We start from the raw sequence: 16,779 nt of genomic DNA on the forward strand, positions 1-16,779 counted from the left end.
TTAAACTGAATCCATCAACCGCGTTTGCACGCCGCCGACGGGACTGGGATTGCTACGGGCGGGCAGCAAAATTTCGAACGTGGTTCCCGCTTTGCCGGACCGGCAGGTGATCAAACCATGCATCTTCTTGACCAGGCCATGGACGATGGACAGGCCAAGGCCGTGGTGCGGCCCTTCCTTGGTGCTGCGCACCTGGGAGAACAGGTTGGCCAGCACGTCCGGCGAGAGCCCCGGGCCGGTGTCGCCGATGACCAGTTCCAGATACAGCTTGCGCTCGCGGTTGACGTGGCCGCGGTTGGCGATTTCGATCTTGCCGCCGTCGGGCATGGCCTCGACCGCGTTCTTGACCAGGTTGACCAGGATTTGCTTGAGCAGGTCGGCGTCGCCCTCGATGTCGGCCGGCTCCTCCTGCATGCGCACCACGATCTGCACCGAGGCCGGCACGAAGTCGGTGGCGCGGAACAGGCGCAGCACGTCGTCGACCACGCGCGCGACGTCGGTGGCGCGCGTCGTTTCGGTCGGCTGCAGGTCGGCCAGGCCGTTGATCAGTTGTCCGACGCGGTCGATCTCCTCGTTCAGGATCGACATCTCGCCGACCACCGGCTCGCGCTTGGCCAGCTTGCTGTCGAGGACCGACAGATAGTTCTTGATGATCGACAGCGGGTTGTTCACCTCGTGCACCACGCGGCGCGACGCCTCGCGGTACTCCTCGGCGACGTGGGCGATCTGGCGCCTGGCGTGACCGCGCTCGCTGATGGCCGTCTCCAGCGCGACGGCGGCCTGGGTGCCGAACGACTGCAGGAAGCGCGCGCGCTTCTGGTAGCTGGCCATCTGCCAGGCCGGCGCCCCGCCGATCAGCACACCGAGGCAGCGCTGGTTGGCCACCAGCGGCAGGCACACCATGCTCTCGGTGCCGAGGATGCGGAACAACTGGTCCTCGGCCACGCTCAGCGGCGGCTGCGGTTGCAGGGCGGACTGCGCATGGCCGTCGCGGCTGATGAAGGCCAGCTTGCGTTCGAGCGCCGACGCCGCCACCAGGCCGCCCTTGTTGAGCGGGATGACGAACTCGGAAAAGCGCTGCTGCTGGTCGCCGGTCGCGGTGCCGTGCAGCGCGTGCCCGGTCGGATTCTCCAGCAACACCAGCGCGTTCTCGAAATCGAACAGGATGCGCGCCGAGCGCGTCATCGATTCGAGCAGGCCGGCCTCGCCGTCCTGGCGCGCGAAGGACTGGCCCATCTCGGACACCAGCACCATGTTGCGCACTTCCTCGGACAAGCGCTGCTGCACCGGGTCGAGCACCGGCGGCGCGTAGGCGGCCGGCACCGGCACGTCGTCGACGCCGGTCAGGTCGATGCCGAGGTAGTCGGCCGACTTTTCCACCTGGCGCGCGGCGCTGCTGACGATCTGCGCGAGCACCTCGCCATCGAGTCCGCACAGGTAGGCGCCGCTCTCGACGGCCTCCTGCTGGTCGTCGTGGCAGCACAGCAGGTGCGCCAGCCGCACGATGCGGATCAACGGATGCGACGACTCCAGGCGCGCCAGCGGCTCGTGGTGATACAGCACGCTGTCGGCCAGGAAGGAATCGAGGTGCCAGCGCTCGATCAGCCAGGCGCCCGCCTCCGTGTGCGTGATCTGCAAGGTGCGCTGCTCGACGGCGCACAGGTCCTCGTCGTCGCGCGCCATGAAGTTGAAACCGTATTCCTTGGGCGCGGTCGCCAGCAGCGCCAGGCGCCCGACGTTGTGCAGCAGGCCGGCCAGATAGGCCTCCTCGACGTGCGGGTACTCCATCTTGCGGGCGATGTCGCGCGCGATGACGGCCGTCGTCAGCGAGTTTTTCCAGAAGCCGCGCAAGTCGGTGCTGCCGGAATGGGGGAAGCTGTTAAAGGTCTGGAACACCGATTCGCTGATGACCAGCGTCTTGATCATGTCGGTGCCGAGCGACACCAGCGACTGCTCGAGGCCGACCGTGCGGGCGTTGCGGTGGTAGGCCGAGCTGTTGGCGACCGACAGGATCTTGCTCGTCATCGCCGCATCCTTGGCGATCAGGGCGGCCAACTCCGGCATGCCGGCGTCGTCCGCCTGCAAGTGCTCGATCAACTTAATGAGTATCTGCGGCATCGCCGGCAGACGGGCAATCAGCAATCGATTGCGAATATCATGGTCAGGTTGATGCATCGTATCCAGCTTTGCCGCCAGTGGTCATCGAATAGGGGGAGGCACTCAACGGCTCAGTACCGCCACAGTTGTTGTTATTTCATCAGTATTTTCAGGCAGGTTTTGGGCTTGAAATTACGTTTGGAAAAGTTATATTAGCATAAAGTATCATAATAACTTAGCAGCTATTATCTTTCCTTCTAAACTAATTCAATTTCCCCCCGTAAACAACTATTAACCTGGATGGCGTAGAAGCATGCGCCGGTAATGGCGCGACGTCAACCATAAAAGCAGAGCAGAGGCACTAAAGGCCAGCTGTCCGGCGGCTAGCCAGAGCACCGAATGTGCTAGAAACGGCGCGATCACCCCCGCCACCAGCGCCCCCAGCAGGGTCAGCGCGAACGACTGGCACGAGGCCACGGTGCCGCGGATGTGGGGGAACAGGTCGAGCGCCAGCAGAGTGGCGGCGGGCGCCACGATCGACATGCCGAAGTTATAAAACAACAACGGCGCGACCGACCACGGCAACGCCGGTGGCAGCCAAAGATGGTACAGAACGTTCAATACCGGGGCCGCGATCAGGAAACAAAAGCCGATGCCGATCTGTCGCGAAAATGTCATCCTGCCGGCGATGCGGTTGGCCGCCAGCGCGCCAAGGAAGATCCCCGACACCGCCGGAATGAACAGCCAGCCGAACTGCGACGCCCCCAGGCCCAGGTGCTTGGGCAGGAACTCCGGCGCCGCCGCGATATACACGAACAGGCCGGCGAAGTTGAGCGCCACCACCCCGGACTTCATGTGAAACAGCGGCGAGCGCATGATTTCGCCGTAGTTGCGTGCCAGGTAGCGCGGGTTGAACGGCTGGCGCTTGTGCGGCGGCAGCGTCTCGGGCAGGCGCCGGTAGCAGTAGATGAACAGCAGGATCGTATAGGCCAGCAGCGACAGGAAGATCGCGCGCCAATCGAACAGCGTGACGATCCAGCCGCCGAGGATGGGGGCGACCGCCGGCGCGATCGAGAAGATCATCGTCACCAGCGACAGCAGGCGGGCGGCGGCGGCGTCCTCGTACAGGTCGCGGATGATGGCGCGTCCCACCACCACCCCGGCGCCGGCCGACACGCCCTGCATCACGCGGAACACCCACAGGTAGTGCACCGTGTGGGCGGAGGCGCAGCCCAGCGTGCCGATGGCGAACATCACCAGCGACACCAGGATCACGTTGCGGCGCCCGAAGGCGTCCGACAAGGCGCCGTGCCACAGCACCATGGCGGCGAAGGCCAGCATGTAGAACGTCAGGCTTTGCTGCACCTCGAGCGGGGTTGCGCCCAGCGTGGCCTGGATGTTGGGGAACGCCGGCAGGTAGGCGTCGATCGAGAAGGGTCCCAGCATCGACATCGCGGCCAGCATCGCCGCCAGGCCGGCGGCGCTGAGCACCTTCATGTGCGACGGCGGCGGCGGCGGGATCGGCTCGACCGGATCGGGAGGGACGTTGGCGGGAGGTGTTGGGAACATCGGGCGCTTTCCTCAGGAGCGTACTTGCACCCCGACCCGCGAATCAGAGGCGGGGGTCGGACCCGCGGGGTCCGACCCCGCGTGGCCCTGCGGGGTTCGGCGGCGCCAAAACGCGGACTTCTTAAACTTCTTTAGGCTTGGCTGCTTCGCGGCGGTTGAAGCCCGCCACCATATCGAAACGGAACAGGCGGCATTCGAGCGCGCCGTTGAAGAACGGCGTCTTGCGCGACTCCTTCAAGCGCAGCATCTTCGGCAGGCCCAGGTCGGCCGTGAACAGGAACACCGTCCAGCCGGCGAAGCGCTGCTTGAGCGTGGTGCTCAGCGCCGAATAGAAACCGCTGGCCAGTTCGTCCTCCGGCAGCGAGCTGTCGCCGCGCACGCCGATACGTTCGCCGTACGGGGGATTGGTCAGCAGGATGCCCGGCTGCTCGGTCGGCGCCTTCACCTCCTGCGCCTCGATCTGCTTGAGCGGCACGTCGAACATGATGCCGGCGCACTTGAGGTTATGGCGCGTCATGGCCACCATGTCGCCCGAGATGTCGGAGCCGAAGATGGTCGGCGACGCCGGCAGCGGATTGGCCTTGATCGAATTTTTCATGTCGTTCCACGGCGCCGGATCGAAGTCGTTGAACGCCTCGAAGGCGAAACGGCGGCGCGCGCCCGGGGGAATGCCCTGCACCATCTGCGCCGCTTCGCACAGGATGGTGCCGGAACCGCACATCGGGTCGAACAGCGGCATGCCCGGCTTCCAGCCCGCCACGCGCAGCAGGCCGGCGGCCAGGTTCTCGCGCAGCGGCGCGTCGCCGGTCTCCTCGCGCCAGCCGCGCTTGAACAGCGCCTCGCCCGAGGTGTCCAGGTAGATGATGAACTGGCGCGCGTCGAGGAAGCCGACGATGCGCATGTCCGGCTCCTTGGTGTCGACCGACGGGCGCTTGTTGAACTGGTCGCGGAAGCGGTCGCAGATCGCGTCCTTGATCTTCAGCGTGGTGAATTCCAGGCTTTTCAGCGGCGATTTGACGGCGGTGACGTCGACGCGGATCGTGTGGTCGTAGGTGAACCAGTCTTCCCAGGGCTGCGCCAGCACCAGGTCGTAGATGTCGTTCTCGTTCTGGTAGCCGGTGACGGCCATGCGCATCAGCACGCGCGAGGCGATCCGCGAATGCAAGTTGATGCGGTAGGAATCAAGCAGGTCGCCGGAGCAGTGCACGCCGCCGGGGACCTGGTTGTGCACCTTCATGGTGGTGCTCAGGAGGGCGATTTCGCCCAGTTCTTCGGCCAGTGCCGCTTCCATGCCGCGCGGGCATGGGCAAAAATAGGATGCCATAGGTGTACCTTTTGTCCGTTGAAAAACCAAAACTCGTTACTTATTACTTTGTTACCGCTTTACTTTTGCATCGCGCGCTCGAGGAAGTCCAGGCGGTCCTGGCCCCAGAAGCTTTCACCATCCAATACGTACCATGGCGAACCGAAGACATTGGCGGCCGTGGCGTCCTCGGTGTTGCGGTCGTACTCGGCCTGCACGCTGGCCGTCTCCGACGATTTGATCAGCGCGCGGCCATCGAGGTCGCAGCCGCCGGCGATCTGCGCCAGCGTATCCTCGTCGCCGATGTTCTTTTCCTCCGCCCACAAGCCGCGCATGATGGCGCCGGCCAGCTCCAGCGAGACGTCGACGCCGTGCGTCAGGCGCGCGGCGATCACCATCCGGTTGGCCAGGTCGGGCGACACCGGGAAAAACTTGGGCTGCACATTCATCGGCACGCCGAGGAACTCCGACCAGCGCGCCAGCTCCACCAGCCGGTAGGCCTGGCGCTGCGGTGCGCGCTTGGCCAGCGGCAAGCCGCCGGACACGCCGAACACCTTGCCCAGGTCGAAAGGACGCACCTCGATCTGCACCGCGTGCTGGCGCGCCAGCGCGATGAAGCGCTCATGGCCAAGATAAGTCCACGGCGAGTGGATGGCGAAAAAATACTGACAGACTTTGCTCATGATGCTCCGATCAGAATGGTTTGACGACAACCAGGATCACGATAGCCAACAGCATGAACACCGGCACTTCATTGAACACGCGGAACCACTTGTGGCTGCGCGTATTGACGCCTTTTTCGAACTTCTTCAGGATCGGGCCGCAGGCGTGGTGATAACCGATGACCAGCACCACCAGCAGCAGCTTGGCGTGCAGCCAGCCGGGCATGTGCGCGCCGTACTGCATGTAGACCAGGATCGCGCCGAACACCACGGCGAACACCGACAGCCACATCGAAAAGCGATACAGCTTGCGCGCCATGAGCGTCAGGCGCTCGATGGTGGCGGTGTTGGTCTCCATCGCCAGGTTGACGAAGATGCGCGGCAGGTAGAACACCCCGGCCATCCAGGCCATGACGAAGAAAATGTGCAGCGCTTTAATCCAGAGCATAGCTATAAATCCTTGAGCTTTTCAACAAGTTGAGATTCAAAAAAATCAAACGACGGCAAACCGCGCAACCCGGAAAAATCATCGGTGTATTCGGTCACCTGCAAACGCTGTCGAGACAGCGGTAAGCGTTGTTGCCGCCGCACCGACTTTTCCGATGCCGCCTGCAAGGCCCGCTCCAAAACCTGTTTAGGATCGCGCAGATGTTCCCAGCGCGCCTTGCCCGGCAACTCCAGCTCGCCCGTGCCATTTCTGTTGCCGGCCGCCTTGCGTATCGCCAACGAGTCCGATAGCAGCCAAGCCTCCGACATTCGCACCGGCACGATAGGAACATATGCCTGATCAAAATGGCTCATTGCCTCGGCGATTTCCTGCAGCCGCAGTTTGGCGGATGCCCCTTCGGCGTCCCGGTGGACGAACAGCAGGTCGCAAGGATACCTCAGCAATGCCGCCGGCAAGCGACTGTTCAACGCGTGACCGACCGGACCAAGTCCGCGTGCGAACTGCGGCTGGATAAGCAGGTCGGGCCGGTGTTGCAGCAGTAGCCAGTCGATCAGCGGCATCAACGCCGTGTCGGAACTGCCGTCAGTCAACAGTGTATAGCGAAGCGCTTCCATCCGGCCCGCTATTTCAACACCAAACTCTGCAGCTCTTGCTTATACACTTGTTCGATATTCAATTTATCGGTCGGCGGCCAGGCGCTCTCCGCAACGCCCTCGAGATACGAGAACACCGCGCCCAGTCCCAATGCACGCTCTGTGCGTCCGCCATGCGGGCCAGGTACATCGCGCCACGTATGCTGCAACGGCGAAAACACCGACAGCGATGCGCCGTCGCGCCGGTAGGCGTGACAAATGATCAGCTCATCCAGCAGCAAGTTCTGCACCAGCAGCGGCGAGTGCGTATTGACAATCATTTGCCGCAGCGGATTGTCGGCGCCGACAGCGACCATCGGATCGACGACAGTGCGCTTCATCTGCTCGAGAATGAGCGCCAAACGACCGGGATGAATCCCGTTCTCGGGCTCCTCCATGCAAATGAGCCCGCTCGTCTCCGTGTCCGCGCTGACAATGGCAAGCGCCAGAAAGCGCAACATCCCGTCGGACAAAGTTTCGGCCTCGTGCACGACTCCGCTGCGCGACTTCAAGTACAAAGTCCTGGTGCGCCGCTCCGGGTCGGCCCGCACAAAGATATCATCAACATCGGGCACCAGCGTGGCCAACTGGCCGGCGATGCTTTCGTTGTTACGCACACGCTCCAATGTCGCCGGCAGGTGCGCTCCCTCCGGAGACAGCCGGTTCGGTGCGTCCAAGCGATCCGGCCGCCGCAGCGCGCTCAGTTCAAGCCGCAACATGGTCCATGCCTGCATTTCCCGCTTAAGCGCCAGCGCTGTCGGGAAGTCGATGACGTTCATCAGGCTAAGCGCCGTGCGCGTGGCCTGCGCGGCCGCAAAGCGAAGCGGCGTGCCGCTTGACTGCTCGCGCCGCACCTCGATTTCCCCGGCATCGGTGCGGATGAAGTCGACCGCGCCGGCGCCCCGATGGACAGAGGTCAAAAACGCCTTCGACGTGGCGAAACCGAGCGCTTTCGCCAATGCGGCTTTCGGCAAGCCCGACAGGCTTTCGCTGACCAGGGCGATGCCTTCGGCGTAGCCGTCGCCGCCGGGTACGTACTGCAACGCCAGCCGGTAACGCAGATAGGTGGCGCCGGGCCGGGCCGGACGGCCAAAATCATCGGCGACGGCCGCCTCGATCAACATCTCGGCCTCGAACTCCATCGTTTGCGCGCGCGCCGTTTTCGTTTGCGTGAACAACGAAGCCACCCCGCTGTTGCGGACGCCGCGCACCGCCTCCAGTATCGGCATTTCCGCCAACCTCTGCAAGAAGGCGATAGCGTCGAACAAATTGGATTTGCCAACCCCATTGACCCCGGCAATGCATGTGAGCGGGCCAAAACGTATGTCTACGTCTTCCAGGCTCTTAAATCCCCTCACCTTCAAACGGGTCAGCATTGCAGCGCCTTTATTCGCGGATCTGGCCAGACCCAAACACCACATATTTTAATGAGGTTAAACCTTCCAGTCCAACCGGGCCGCGCGCGTGCAGCTTGTCGTTCGAGATGCCGATTTCCGCGCCCAGGCCGTATTCGAAGCCGTCCGCGAAACGCGTCGAGGCGTTGATCATCACCGACGCCGAATCGACCTCGCGCAGGAAGCGCATGGCGGCGCTGTGGTCCTCGGTGACGATCGCCTCGGTGTGCTTGGACGAGTACTGGTTGATGTGCTCCATCGCCTCGTCGATGCCGTCGACGACCTTGATCGCCAGGATCGCGGCCAGGTATTCGGTCGCCCAGTCCTCCTCGGTGGCCGCCACCAGGTGCGGGTAGCCGGCGGCGGACAGGATCGCCAGCGCCTCCGGATCGGCGCGCAGCTCCACTTCCTTGGTGGCGTACAGCGCGGCCAGTTGCGGCAGCACCTCCGGCGCGAGCGCGCGCGCCACCAGCAGCGTTTCCATCGTGTTGCACGTGCCGTAGCGGTGGCACTTGGCGTTGAAGCCGATGTCCACGGCCTTCTTCAGATCGGCCCTGGCGTCGATGTAGACGTGGCAGATGCCGTCCAGGTGTTTGATCATCGGCACGGTCGCCTCTTCCATCAGGCGCGCGATCAAGCCCTTGCCGCCGCGCGGCACGATCACGTCCACGTACTGCGGCATGGTGATCAGCGCGCCGACGGCGGCGCGGTCGGTGGTGTCGACCACCTGCACGCCGTCCTCCGGCAGCCCGGCACCGGCCAGGCCTTCCTTGACCAGTTTCGCCAGCGCGCGGTTGCAGTGGATCGCCTCCGAGCCGCCGCGCAGGATGGTGGCGTTGCCGCTCTTGATGCACAGGCCCGCCGCGTCGACGGTGACGTTGGGACGCGACTCGTAGATGATGCCGATCACGCCCAGCGGCACGCGCATTTGGCCGACCTGAATGCCCGACGGGCGGAATTTCAAGCCGGAGATCTCGCCGATCGGATCGGGCAGCGCGACGATCTGGCGCAGGCCCTCGACCATCGTGGCGATGGCCTTGTCCGACAAGGCCAGGCGGTCCAGCATCGCCGGCGCCAGGCCGTTGGCGGCCGCCGCGTCCATATCGAGCCGGTTGGCGGCGCGCAGCTGGGCGGCGTCGCGCTCGATGGCGTCGGCGATCAGGGTCAGCGCGCGGTTGCGGGTGGCGCTGTCGGCGCGGGCCATCGCGCGCGATGCCTTGCGCGCCTGCTGGCCCAGTTGCTCCATGTAGTGCTTGATATCCATGTTCATTCCATTGTTAGAAGGCGAACGTCATCCGCGCGCCACTTTCAACCCCAGTTGCAGCATGGCGTCCCAGGCGTCGCCGTTGTGCGCCTTGGCGCGCAGCCCCTTGATCATCTTGTCCACCTGCGCCGCGTCCTTCATCGCCGCCTCCAGCGTCGGCAGCGAAATGCGGCGCAGCGCAGGGTCCATCATGCGCTCTTTCGGCCCCCAGATGCGGTATTCCTTGAGCAGCGCGCCGAGCGGCCGGCCCTGCGCCATGCCCGACTTCAGTTTCAATAGGGTGCGGATCTCCTCCGACACCGCCCACAGCACCAGCGGCAGCGCCTCGCCCTCGCCCTTGAGGCCCTCGAGCATGCGCACCAGCCGCGCCGGATCGCCGGCCAGCATCGCCTCGCTCAGCTTGAACACGTCGTAGCGCGCCACGTTGAGCACCGCGTCGTGCACCTGCTCGTAGGTCAGCCTGCCCGGTTCGTGCAGCAAGGCCAGCTTCTGGATCTCCTGGTGCGCCGCCAGCAGATTGCCCTCGACGCGGTCGGCGATGAAGTCGATGCTCTGCCGGTCCGCGCTTTGCCCCTGCGCGGCGAGGCGCTGGCCTATCCAGTTGGGCAATTGCGCCCGTTCGATCTGCGCGATGTCGATATACACCGCCGCCTGCTGCAGCGCCGCCACCCAGGCCGCCTTCTGCGTCTGCCAATCGAGCTTGGGCAGCGTGATCAGGGTCAGGTTGTCCGGGCTCAGGTCCTTGACGTAGTTCTGCAGCGCCGCGCCGCCATCCTTGCCCGGTTTTCCGGTCGGGATGCGCAGCTCGATCAGCTTCTTATCGCCGAACAGCGACAGCGCCTGGTTGGCCGCCAGCAGCTCGCCCCACTTGAAGCTACGCTCGACGGTCAGCACGTCGCGTTCCGAATAGCCCTGCGCGCGCGCGGCGCGGCGGATCTTGTCGGCCGCCTCCAGCGCCAGCAGATGCTCGTCGCTGGTGATGACGTACAGCTGCGACAACGGCTTCGCCAAATGCCCGTCCAGCGCTTCCAACCGCAATTGCATAAACGTGCCCTTAAAGGATCGGCACGGCCGGAGCCGATTGCGTCGGCGCCGGATTCGGCGTTGACGCCGGCACCGACATGCGCGTCATTTTAATGGCGGCGATACGGCGCATCATCTGCTGTACCAGGTCGGTCTGCATGTCCTTGTACAGCAGCGCCTCTTCCTGCTCCTTGGCCAGCAGCTGGGTTTCGTTAAAGTCGATCGGGCGGCTCAGCGCGATCGACGTTGGCCCCAGCAGCTCGACGCCCTGCTTGTTCAACACGCGGAACACGATGCTGTACGAGAGCAGGTATTGGCGCACGCGGCCATTGCTGTTCAGCGACAGGATGGTTTTGGTCTTGGTGTGTTCCGGATTGGAGATCACCTCGATGATGCCCTCGGCCTCCTTGGCCGTCTTGACGACGGTGGTGCTGCCGTTGGCGTTGATATTGCGCTTCAAATCGACCGCCAATGGCGACGACTCCGGCAATCCCACGTACATCGTCGGGAACGGCAACGTGTAGTGGCCGCCGTCGCCGCGCAGGTGGAAGCCGCACGCCGACAGCGTCAGCGACAACGCCAGCACAACACCGCCCAGGCGCGCGCGCTGGAACAACCGGGACCTGCTTGCCATGTTAGTCATCCGATATCCGTCCGCTAATCTATTAAACAACGATGTTGATCAATTTGCCCGGTACGACGATGATCTTCTTCGGCGTGCCCTCGATGAATTTCTGCACCCCTTCGCTGGCCAGCGCCGCCGCTTCGATGGTGGCCTTGTCGGCGCCCTTGGCGACCACCACGCTGCCGCGCAGCTTGCCGTTCACCTGGATCATCATCTCGATCTCGGCCTGCTCCAGCGCCGCCGGGTCGACCTGGGGCCACTGGACGTTGAGGATGTCGCCGAATTTTTTCGCGTAGCCCAGCTCCTCCCACAGCACGTGGGTGATGTGCGGCGCCACGGGATTGAGCAGCCGCAGGAAGATCGACAGCCCTTCGGTCACCACCGCGCCGGTGGCGGCGCCGTCATCGAGCTTGGCCGATTCGAGCGTATTGAGCATCTTCATGCAGGCCGACACCACGGTGTTGTACTGGATACGATTGATGTCATAGTCGGCCTGCTGCAGGATCTTGTGCAGCTCGCGGCGCAGCGCCTTGTGGCCCTCCGCGTAATCGCGCGCGCCCGGCGTGATCGGGTCGGCCAATGCCGCGCCGATGCGCGCGGCCTGCGCATAGCCGTAAGCCCACACGCGGCGCAGGAAGCGGTTGGCGCCTTCGACGCCGCTGCCCGACCATTCCAGCGTTTGCTCCGGCGGCGAGGCGAACATCGTGAACAGGCGCGCCGTGTCGGCGCCGTACTGGCCGATCTGCGCGGCCGGGTCGATGCCATTGTTCTTCGACTTCGACATCTTCTCGGTGCCGCCGATCTGCACCGGCTGGCCGTCGTCCTTCGACACGGCGCCTTGCGGGCGGCCCTTGTCGTCCAGCGTCACTTCGACGTCGGCCGGATTGAACCAGGTCTTCTTGCCGGCGTCGTCCTCGCGGAAGTAGGTTTCGTTGAGCACCATGCCCTGGGTCAGCAGGTTGGTGAACGGCTCGTCGAACTTGACGATGCCGAAATCGCGCATCACCTTGGTCCAGAAGCGCGCATATAACAAGTGCAAAACAGCGTGCTCGATGCCGCCGATGTACTGGTCCATCGGCATCCAGTAGTCGTTGCGTTCATCGACCATGGCCTCGTTGGCGCCCGGCGACGTATAGCGCATGTAGTACCACGACGAATCGACGAAGGTGTCCATGGTGTCGGTCTCGCGGCGCGCCGGCTTGCCGCACTGCGGGCAGTCGCACTTGAGGAAGGCTTCGTACTTGTTGAGCGGATTGCCGCTGCCGTCCGGCACGCAGTCCTCCGGCAGCACCACCGGCAGGTCTTTTTCCGGCACCGGCACCGAGCCGCAATCGGCGCAGTTGATCATCGGGATAGGCGTGCCCCAGTAGCGCTGGCGCGAGATGCCCCAGTCGCGCAGGCGGAAGGTGATCTTCTTCTCGCCCAGTCCCTTGGCGACCATGTCGGCGGCCACCGCGTCGACCGCGTCAGCATAATTGAGGCCGTCGTACTTGCCCGAGTTGGTGACGATGGAGACGGCCTTGTCGCCGTACCATTCCTGCCATGCCTCGGTCGAAAACTCCTGGCCCTCGGCCTTGATCACCTGCTTGATCGGCAGGTTGTATTTTTTGGCGAAGGCGAAATCGCGCTCGTCGTGCGCCGGCACGCCCATGACGGCGCCGTCGCCGTAGGTGATCAGCACGTAGTTGCCGACCCAGACCTCGACCTGCTCGCCGGTCAGCGGATGGGTGACGAACAGGCCGGTCGGCATGCCCTTCTTCTCCATCGTCGCCATGTCGGCCTCGATCACGGAACCCAGCTTGCACTCGGCGTTGAAGGCGGCCAGCGCGGGATTGGTCTGCGCGGCGTGGATCGCCAGCGGATGCTCGGCCGCCACGGCGCAGAAGGTCACGCCCATGATGGTGTCCGGGCGGGTGGTGAAGACGTACATTTTGCCGTCCTGGATCAACTGGCCGTCGGCGTCCTTGATCTGGTGCGGGAAGGCGAAGCGCACGCCGGTCGATTTGCCGATCCAGTTGGCCTGCATGGTGCGCACGCGCTCCGGCCAGCCCGGCAGCTTGCTGTCGACGTGTTCCAGCAGCTCGTCGGCGTAGTCGGTGATGCGGGCGTAGTACATCGGGATCTCGCGCTTTTCGATCAGCGCGCCCGAACGCCAGCCGCGGCCGTCGATGACCTGCTCGTTGGCCAGCACGGTCTGGTCGATCGGGTCCCAGTTCACGGTGCCGGTCTTTTTATAGATGATGCCTTTTTCGAGCATCTTCAGGAACATCCACTGGTTCCACTTGTAGTATTCCGGCTTGCAGGCGGTCATCTCGCGCGACCAGTCGATCGCCAGGCCCATCGACTCCATCTGCTCGCGCATGTGGGCGATGTTCGAATAGGTCCACTGCGCCGGCGGCACGTTGTTGGCCATCGCCGCGTTCTCCGCCGGCATGCCGAACGCGTCCCAGCCCATCGGCATCAGCACGTTATAGCCGTTCATGCGCAGGTAGCGGTACATCACGTCGTTGATCGTATAGTTGCGGACGTGGCCCATGTGCAGCTTGCCCGACGGGTAAGGCAGCATCGAACAGGCGTAATACTTCCCCTTCGGGAAACGCGGGTCGTGCTCGACGGCTTTATAGGCGTCGATGGCCTTCCAGTGGGATTGCGCGGCTTTTTCTACGTCGGCGGGACTATATTTATCTTGCATGGTGGTGTGCGGCCAGGCGTGGCGGCTAAAAGTGTATATGAACCGGACATTATACTGGGTCAACCGGGCCTAGCGCACGAGAGTGCCCCCACGGCGCCCTCCAGACGGTAAGATAACCGTATGCTGTACCGCGAATACCCTCCCCACCCGGCCTTAAGCGCCCATGTCGACTGCATGTGGACGGCGCGCGCGCCAGCCGTCGCGCCCGGGCGGGCGCATACGCACCGGGTGCTGCCCGATAACTGCGTCGACATCCTGTGGCAGGACGGCGGCGGGCCGGCTTTCGCGGTCGGCATGATGAGCACGGCCATCCAGGTGGCCAGCGCCGGGCCGGTGCGCACGGTGGCGGTGCGCTTCAAGCCCGGCGCGGCGGGGGCTTTCCTGGCGACGCCGCTGCACGCGCTGACCGACCAGCGGGCCGACATCGACCTGCTGTGGGGTCGCGGCGACGCCGACCGGCTGGCCGACGCCCTGTGGACCAATGAATTGACCGACCGCGCACGGCTTGCGTTGATTGAAACACAACTGCTGCGGCGGCTGCGCGCGGCCGATCCGGGCGCCGCCGCCGGCGAGGCGCTGATCCGGCGCGCGTTGGGCGCGCTCGACGCCAGCGGCGGCGGCGTGCGGATCGACGAGCTGGCGGCGCGGCTGGGGGTGTCGCGCCAGCACCTGGCGGCGCAGTTCCGCACCCGGGTCGGACTGTCGCCCAAGCTGTATGCGCGCATTTGCCGCTTCCGCCTGGCCACGGCGGCGCTCAAGGCGGCGCCGACGCCGGACTGGGCGCGATTGGCGCTCGACTGCGGGTATTTCGACCAGTCGCACCTGATCCATGATTTCCAGGAGTTCGCCGGCAGCGCGCCGGAGCGCTTCCTGCGCGCCGCGTGATCGCGGCGGCGGATTCCATTTTTACAATCGGCAGCGCGGCGAACGTGCCAAGATGGCGCTTTCGTCATGTTTATGGAGACTTGCATCATGATCAAGGGACTGCGCACGGTGGTGTATCCGGTGGCCGATCTGGCCGCCGCCAAGGACTGGTATGCCAAGGTGTTCGATACCGCGCCGTATTTCGACCAGCCTTTTTATGTCGGCTTCAATGTCGGCGGTTTTGAACTGGGTTTGATCCCGGACGGCCGCGCGGCCACCGCCGGCGGCATGGTCTACTGGGGCGTCGACGACATCGCGGCCGAAGTCGAACGCGTCACCGCGCTGGGCGCGACCATCCACGGCGCCATCCAGGATGTCGGCGAAAACATCAAAACGGTCGAATTGGCCGACCCGTTCGGTAATTTGCTGTGCCTGATTTACAACCCGCATTTCGATCCGAAAGCGGTACGCTGACGCATGGGGTTGACGGTTTGTGGCAAACTACGCCCCTTCAAAAAGAAAGAGGTAGTCCATGTCCCGCCGTAACGCCAATATGATCAAGTCGCCCGAACAAATCGTCATGGCGCGCGTCGCCGCCCAGCTGGCGGCCGACGTGCTGACGATGATCGGCCCGCACATCAAGCCGGGCGTGACGACGGCCTACCTCGACCAGCTGTGCAACGACTACATCGTCAACGTGCAGAAGGTCATCCCGGCCAACGTCGGTTACGGCGGCTTTCCGGCCACCGTGTGCAGCTCGATCAACCACGTGGTCTGCCACGGCATTCCCTCGCCCGACGAAGTGCTCAAGGACGGCGACATCATCAACATCGACGTCGCCGTCATCAAGGATGGCTGGCATGGCGACACCAGCCGCATGTACTACGTCGGCGAACCGTCGAAGGCGGCGCGCAAGCTGGTCGAGACCACCTACGCGGCGATGTGGGCCGGCATCCGCGCCGTGCGGCCGAGCGCCACGCTGGGCGATGTCGGTTTCGCGATCCAGACGGTGGCCGAGAAGGCCGGCTTCAGCGTGGTGCTCGATTATTGCGGCCATGGCATCGGCCAGGTGTACCACGAGGAGCCGCAGGTGACGCACTACGGCCGTCCGGGCCAGGGCATGGTGCTCAAGCCGGGCATGCTGTTCACGATCGAGCCGATGATCAACGCCGGCCGCGCCGCGACCAGGGAATTGGACGACGGCTGGACCGTCGAGACGCGCGACAAATCGTTGTCGGCGCAGTGGGAGCACATGGTGCTGGTGACCGATACCGGGTTCGAGGTGTTGACCCTGGCCCCGGGCGAGACCGGCGCCAAGGCGCAGATCCCGATCGTCGGCTGAGTTTTAACCCCGGGCCACGCCGGGGTCGGACCCAAGGGGTCCGACCCCATACCCGCGACCGCAGCGCCGTCCGCGCCCGGCGGTGCGGGTTTACTTCAACGTCAACTTCAACGCCGGCTTCTCGCCGTAATCCTCGTACCGCTCGTTGATGCCGGTCACGCAGTACGTCACCTCCTCCAGCACATCCGGCGCGGCCGCCTTCATCGCCGCTGCGTCCTGGATGACGATGTCGAGCACCTCGTTCGGCTTCAGGCGGAATTTGCTCATGCAGTCTTCATCGCGCAAATAGCTCAGGCAATCGACCCAGGCGTCCATCGTCGCGCCGTACGTGTCGGGGAAACCCATCGCCGCCTTGCAGGCCGCGTGGAAGCTGCCCATGTCGGTGATCGCCGCGCCGTTCAATTCTGCGGTTGCCATTATTTCTTCTCTGCTTTCTTCGGGTCCGTGACGAACCCCAGTTTCGTTAATCCATTGGTCTGCGCCGCCGCCATGACCTGCGCCACCACTTCGTAACGCGTGTCCTTGTCGGCGCGCAGCTGCAGCTCCGGCTGCGGCTCCTGTTTGGCCGCTTCGACCAGCCGCGCCTCCAGCGCCTCCCGCTCGATCGGCTCGTTGTTCCAGAAGACCTTGCCCTTGCCGTCGATGGCCAAGGTGACGGTGGCCGACTCGGCCTGTTGCGGCGCGGCCGGCGCCTGCGCCTTCGGCAGATCGAGCTTGACCGCGCTGGTGAACATAGGCGCGCTGAGGATGAAGATCACCAGCAGCACCAGCATCACGTCCACCATCGGCGTGACGTTGATGTCGGACATCGGTCCCGGCTGGCGGTGGTGGTTAAATGCGCCAAAACTCATGGCTGCTCCCGGC

16 protein-coding genes are annotated in these 16,779 nt (G+C 64.3%); 3 read left to right on the forward strand and 13 right to left on the reverse strand.

Features of this window, described 5'->3' with window-relative positions:
- From JOD97_RS28015 to leuS, 11 genes are all read right to left on the reverse strand, one after another.
- Entirely contained in the window at nucleotides 1–2,118 is a 2,118-nt protein-coding gene (locus JOD97_RS28015; RefSeq protein WP_229264785.1) for an HDOD domain-containing protein, read from the reverse strand.
- Nucleotides 2,119–2,388: 270 nt separating this feature from the next.
- Entirely contained in the window at nucleotides 2,389–3,666 is a 1,278-nt protein-coding gene (locus JOD97_RS28020; protein ID WP_209725783.1) for a multidrug effflux MFS transporter, read from the reverse strand.
- Between the two features lie 121 nt (nucleotides 3,667–3,787).
- Nucleotides 3,788–4,990, reverse strand: coding sequence for a class I SAM-dependent RNA methyltransferase (locus tag JOD97_RS28025; RefSeq protein WP_373999955.1), 1,203 nt, complete (start codon nucleotides 4,988–4,990; stop codon nucleotides 3,788–3,790).
- Nucleotides 4,991–5,049: 59 nt separating this feature from the next.
- On the reverse strand, nucleotides 5,050–5,652 hold the full coding sequence (locus JOD97_RS28030; RefSeq protein WP_209725785.1) for a 2-hydroxychromene-2-carboxylate isomerase: 603 nt from the start codon (nucleotides 5,650–5,652) through the stop codon (nucleotides 5,050–5,052).
- Between the two features lie 10 nt (nucleotides 5,653–5,662).
- Nucleotides 5,663–6,079 (reverse strand): CopD family protein, encoded by a 417-nt coding sequence (locus JOD97_RS28035; protein WP_209725788.1) that lies wholly within the window; start codon nucleotides 6,077–6,079, stop codon nucleotides 5,663–5,665.
- A gap of 2 nt (nucleotides 6,080–6,081) precedes the next feature.
- Nucleotides 6,082–6,693: a hypothetical protein gene (locus JOD97_RS28040; RefSeq protein ID WP_209725799.1), complete on the reverse strand. Its 612-nt coding sequence runs from the start codon at nucleotides 6,691–6,693 to the stop codon at nucleotides 6,082–6,084.
- A gap of 8 nt (nucleotides 6,694–6,701) precedes the next feature.
- Nucleotides 6,702–8,087: an AAA family ATPase gene (locus JOD97_RS28045; protein WP_209725801.1), complete on the reverse strand. Its 1,386-nt coding sequence runs from the start codon at nucleotides 8,085–8,087 to the stop codon at nucleotides 6,702–6,704.
- A gap of 10 nt (nucleotides 8,088–8,097) precedes the next feature.
- Nucleotides 8,098–9,369 (reverse strand): glutamate-5-semialdehyde dehydrogenase, encoded by a 1,272-nt coding sequence (locus JOD97_RS28050; protein ID WP_209725804.1) that lies wholly within the window; start codon nucleotides 9,367–9,369, stop codon nucleotides 8,098–8,100.
- Nucleotides 9,370–9,396: 27 nt separating this feature from the next.
- Nucleotides 9,397–10,413: a DNA polymerase III subunit delta gene (holA, locus tag JOD97_RS28055; protein ID WP_209725806.1), complete on the reverse strand. Its 1,017-nt coding sequence runs from the start codon at nucleotides 10,411–10,413 to the stop codon at nucleotides 9,397–9,399.
- A gap of 10 nt (nucleotides 10,414–10,423) precedes the next feature.
- Entirely contained in the window at nucleotides 10,424–11,026 is a 603-nt protein-coding gene (gene lptE / locus JOD97_RS28060; RefSeq protein WP_209725808.1) for an LPS assembly lipoprotein LptE, read from the reverse strand.
- A 31-nt stretch (nucleotides 11,027–11,057) separates the two neighbouring features.
- The gene (gene leuS / locus JOD97_RS28065; RefSeq protein ID WP_209725810.1) at nucleotides 11,058–13,709 is read right to left on the reverse strand and encodes a leucine--tRNA ligase; all 2,652 of its coding nucleotides are present in this window, start codon (nucleotides 13,707–13,709) and stop codon (nucleotides 11,058–11,060) included.
- A 120-nt stretch (nucleotides 13,710–13,829) separates the two neighbouring features.
- On the opposite strand from leuS, the gene JOD97_RS28070 reads away from it, so the two are divergent.
- The 3 genes from JOD97_RS28070 to map all read left to right on the forward strand — a co-directional run bounded on the left by JOD97_RS28070 (nucleotide 13,830) and on the right by map (nucleotide 15,915).
- Complete coding sequence (locus tag JOD97_RS28070; RefSeq protein ID WP_209725813.1) at nucleotides 13,830–14,594, forward strand: DUF6597 domain-containing transcriptional factor; 765 nt, start codon at nucleotides 13,830–13,832, stop codon at nucleotides 14,592–14,594.
- Nucleotides 14,595–14,681: 87 nt separating this feature from the next.
- The gene (locus tag JOD97_RS28075; RefSeq protein WP_209725815.1) at nucleotides 14,682–15,047 is read left to right on the forward strand and encodes a VOC family protein; all 366 of its coding nucleotides are present in this window, start codon (nucleotides 14,682–14,684) and stop codon (nucleotides 15,045–15,047) included.
- Between the two features lie 58 nt (nucleotides 15,048–15,105).
- The gene (gene map, locus JOD97_RS28080) at nucleotides 15,106–15,915 is read left to right on the forward strand and encodes a type I methionyl aminopeptidase (protein ID WP_209725818.1); all 810 of its coding nucleotides are present in this window, start codon (nucleotides 15,106–15,108) and stop codon (nucleotides 15,913–15,915) included.
- A gap of 90 nt (nucleotides 15,916–16,005) precedes the next feature.
- Here map and JOD97_RS28085 read toward each other — a convergent pair whose 3' ends face one another.
- Together JOD97_RS28085 and JOD97_RS28090 are read right to left on the reverse strand one after the other, a co-directional pair.
- Nucleotides 16,006–16,332 (reverse strand): barstar family protein, encoded by a 327-nt coding sequence (locus tag JOD97_RS28085; protein ID WP_209725821.1) that lies wholly within the window; start codon nucleotides 16,330–16,332, stop codon nucleotides 16,006–16,008.
- Nucleotides 16,332–16,766, reverse strand: a complete 435-nt coding sequence (locus tag JOD97_RS28090) for a biopolymer transporter ExbD (protein ID WP_209725823.1) — start codon at nucleotides 16,764–16,766, stop codon at nucleotides 16,332–16,334. The genes JOD97_RS28085 and JOD97_RS28090 overlap by 1 nt, the downstream gene beginning before the upstream one ends.
- Between the last annotated feature and the right edge of the window lie 13 nt (nucleotides 16,767–16,779).

The organism is Duganella sp. 1411 (genome assembly GCF_017833525.1).
Classification (GTDB): Bacteria; Pseudomonadota; Gammaproteobacteria; order Burkholderiales; family Burkholderiaceae_D; genus Rugamonas.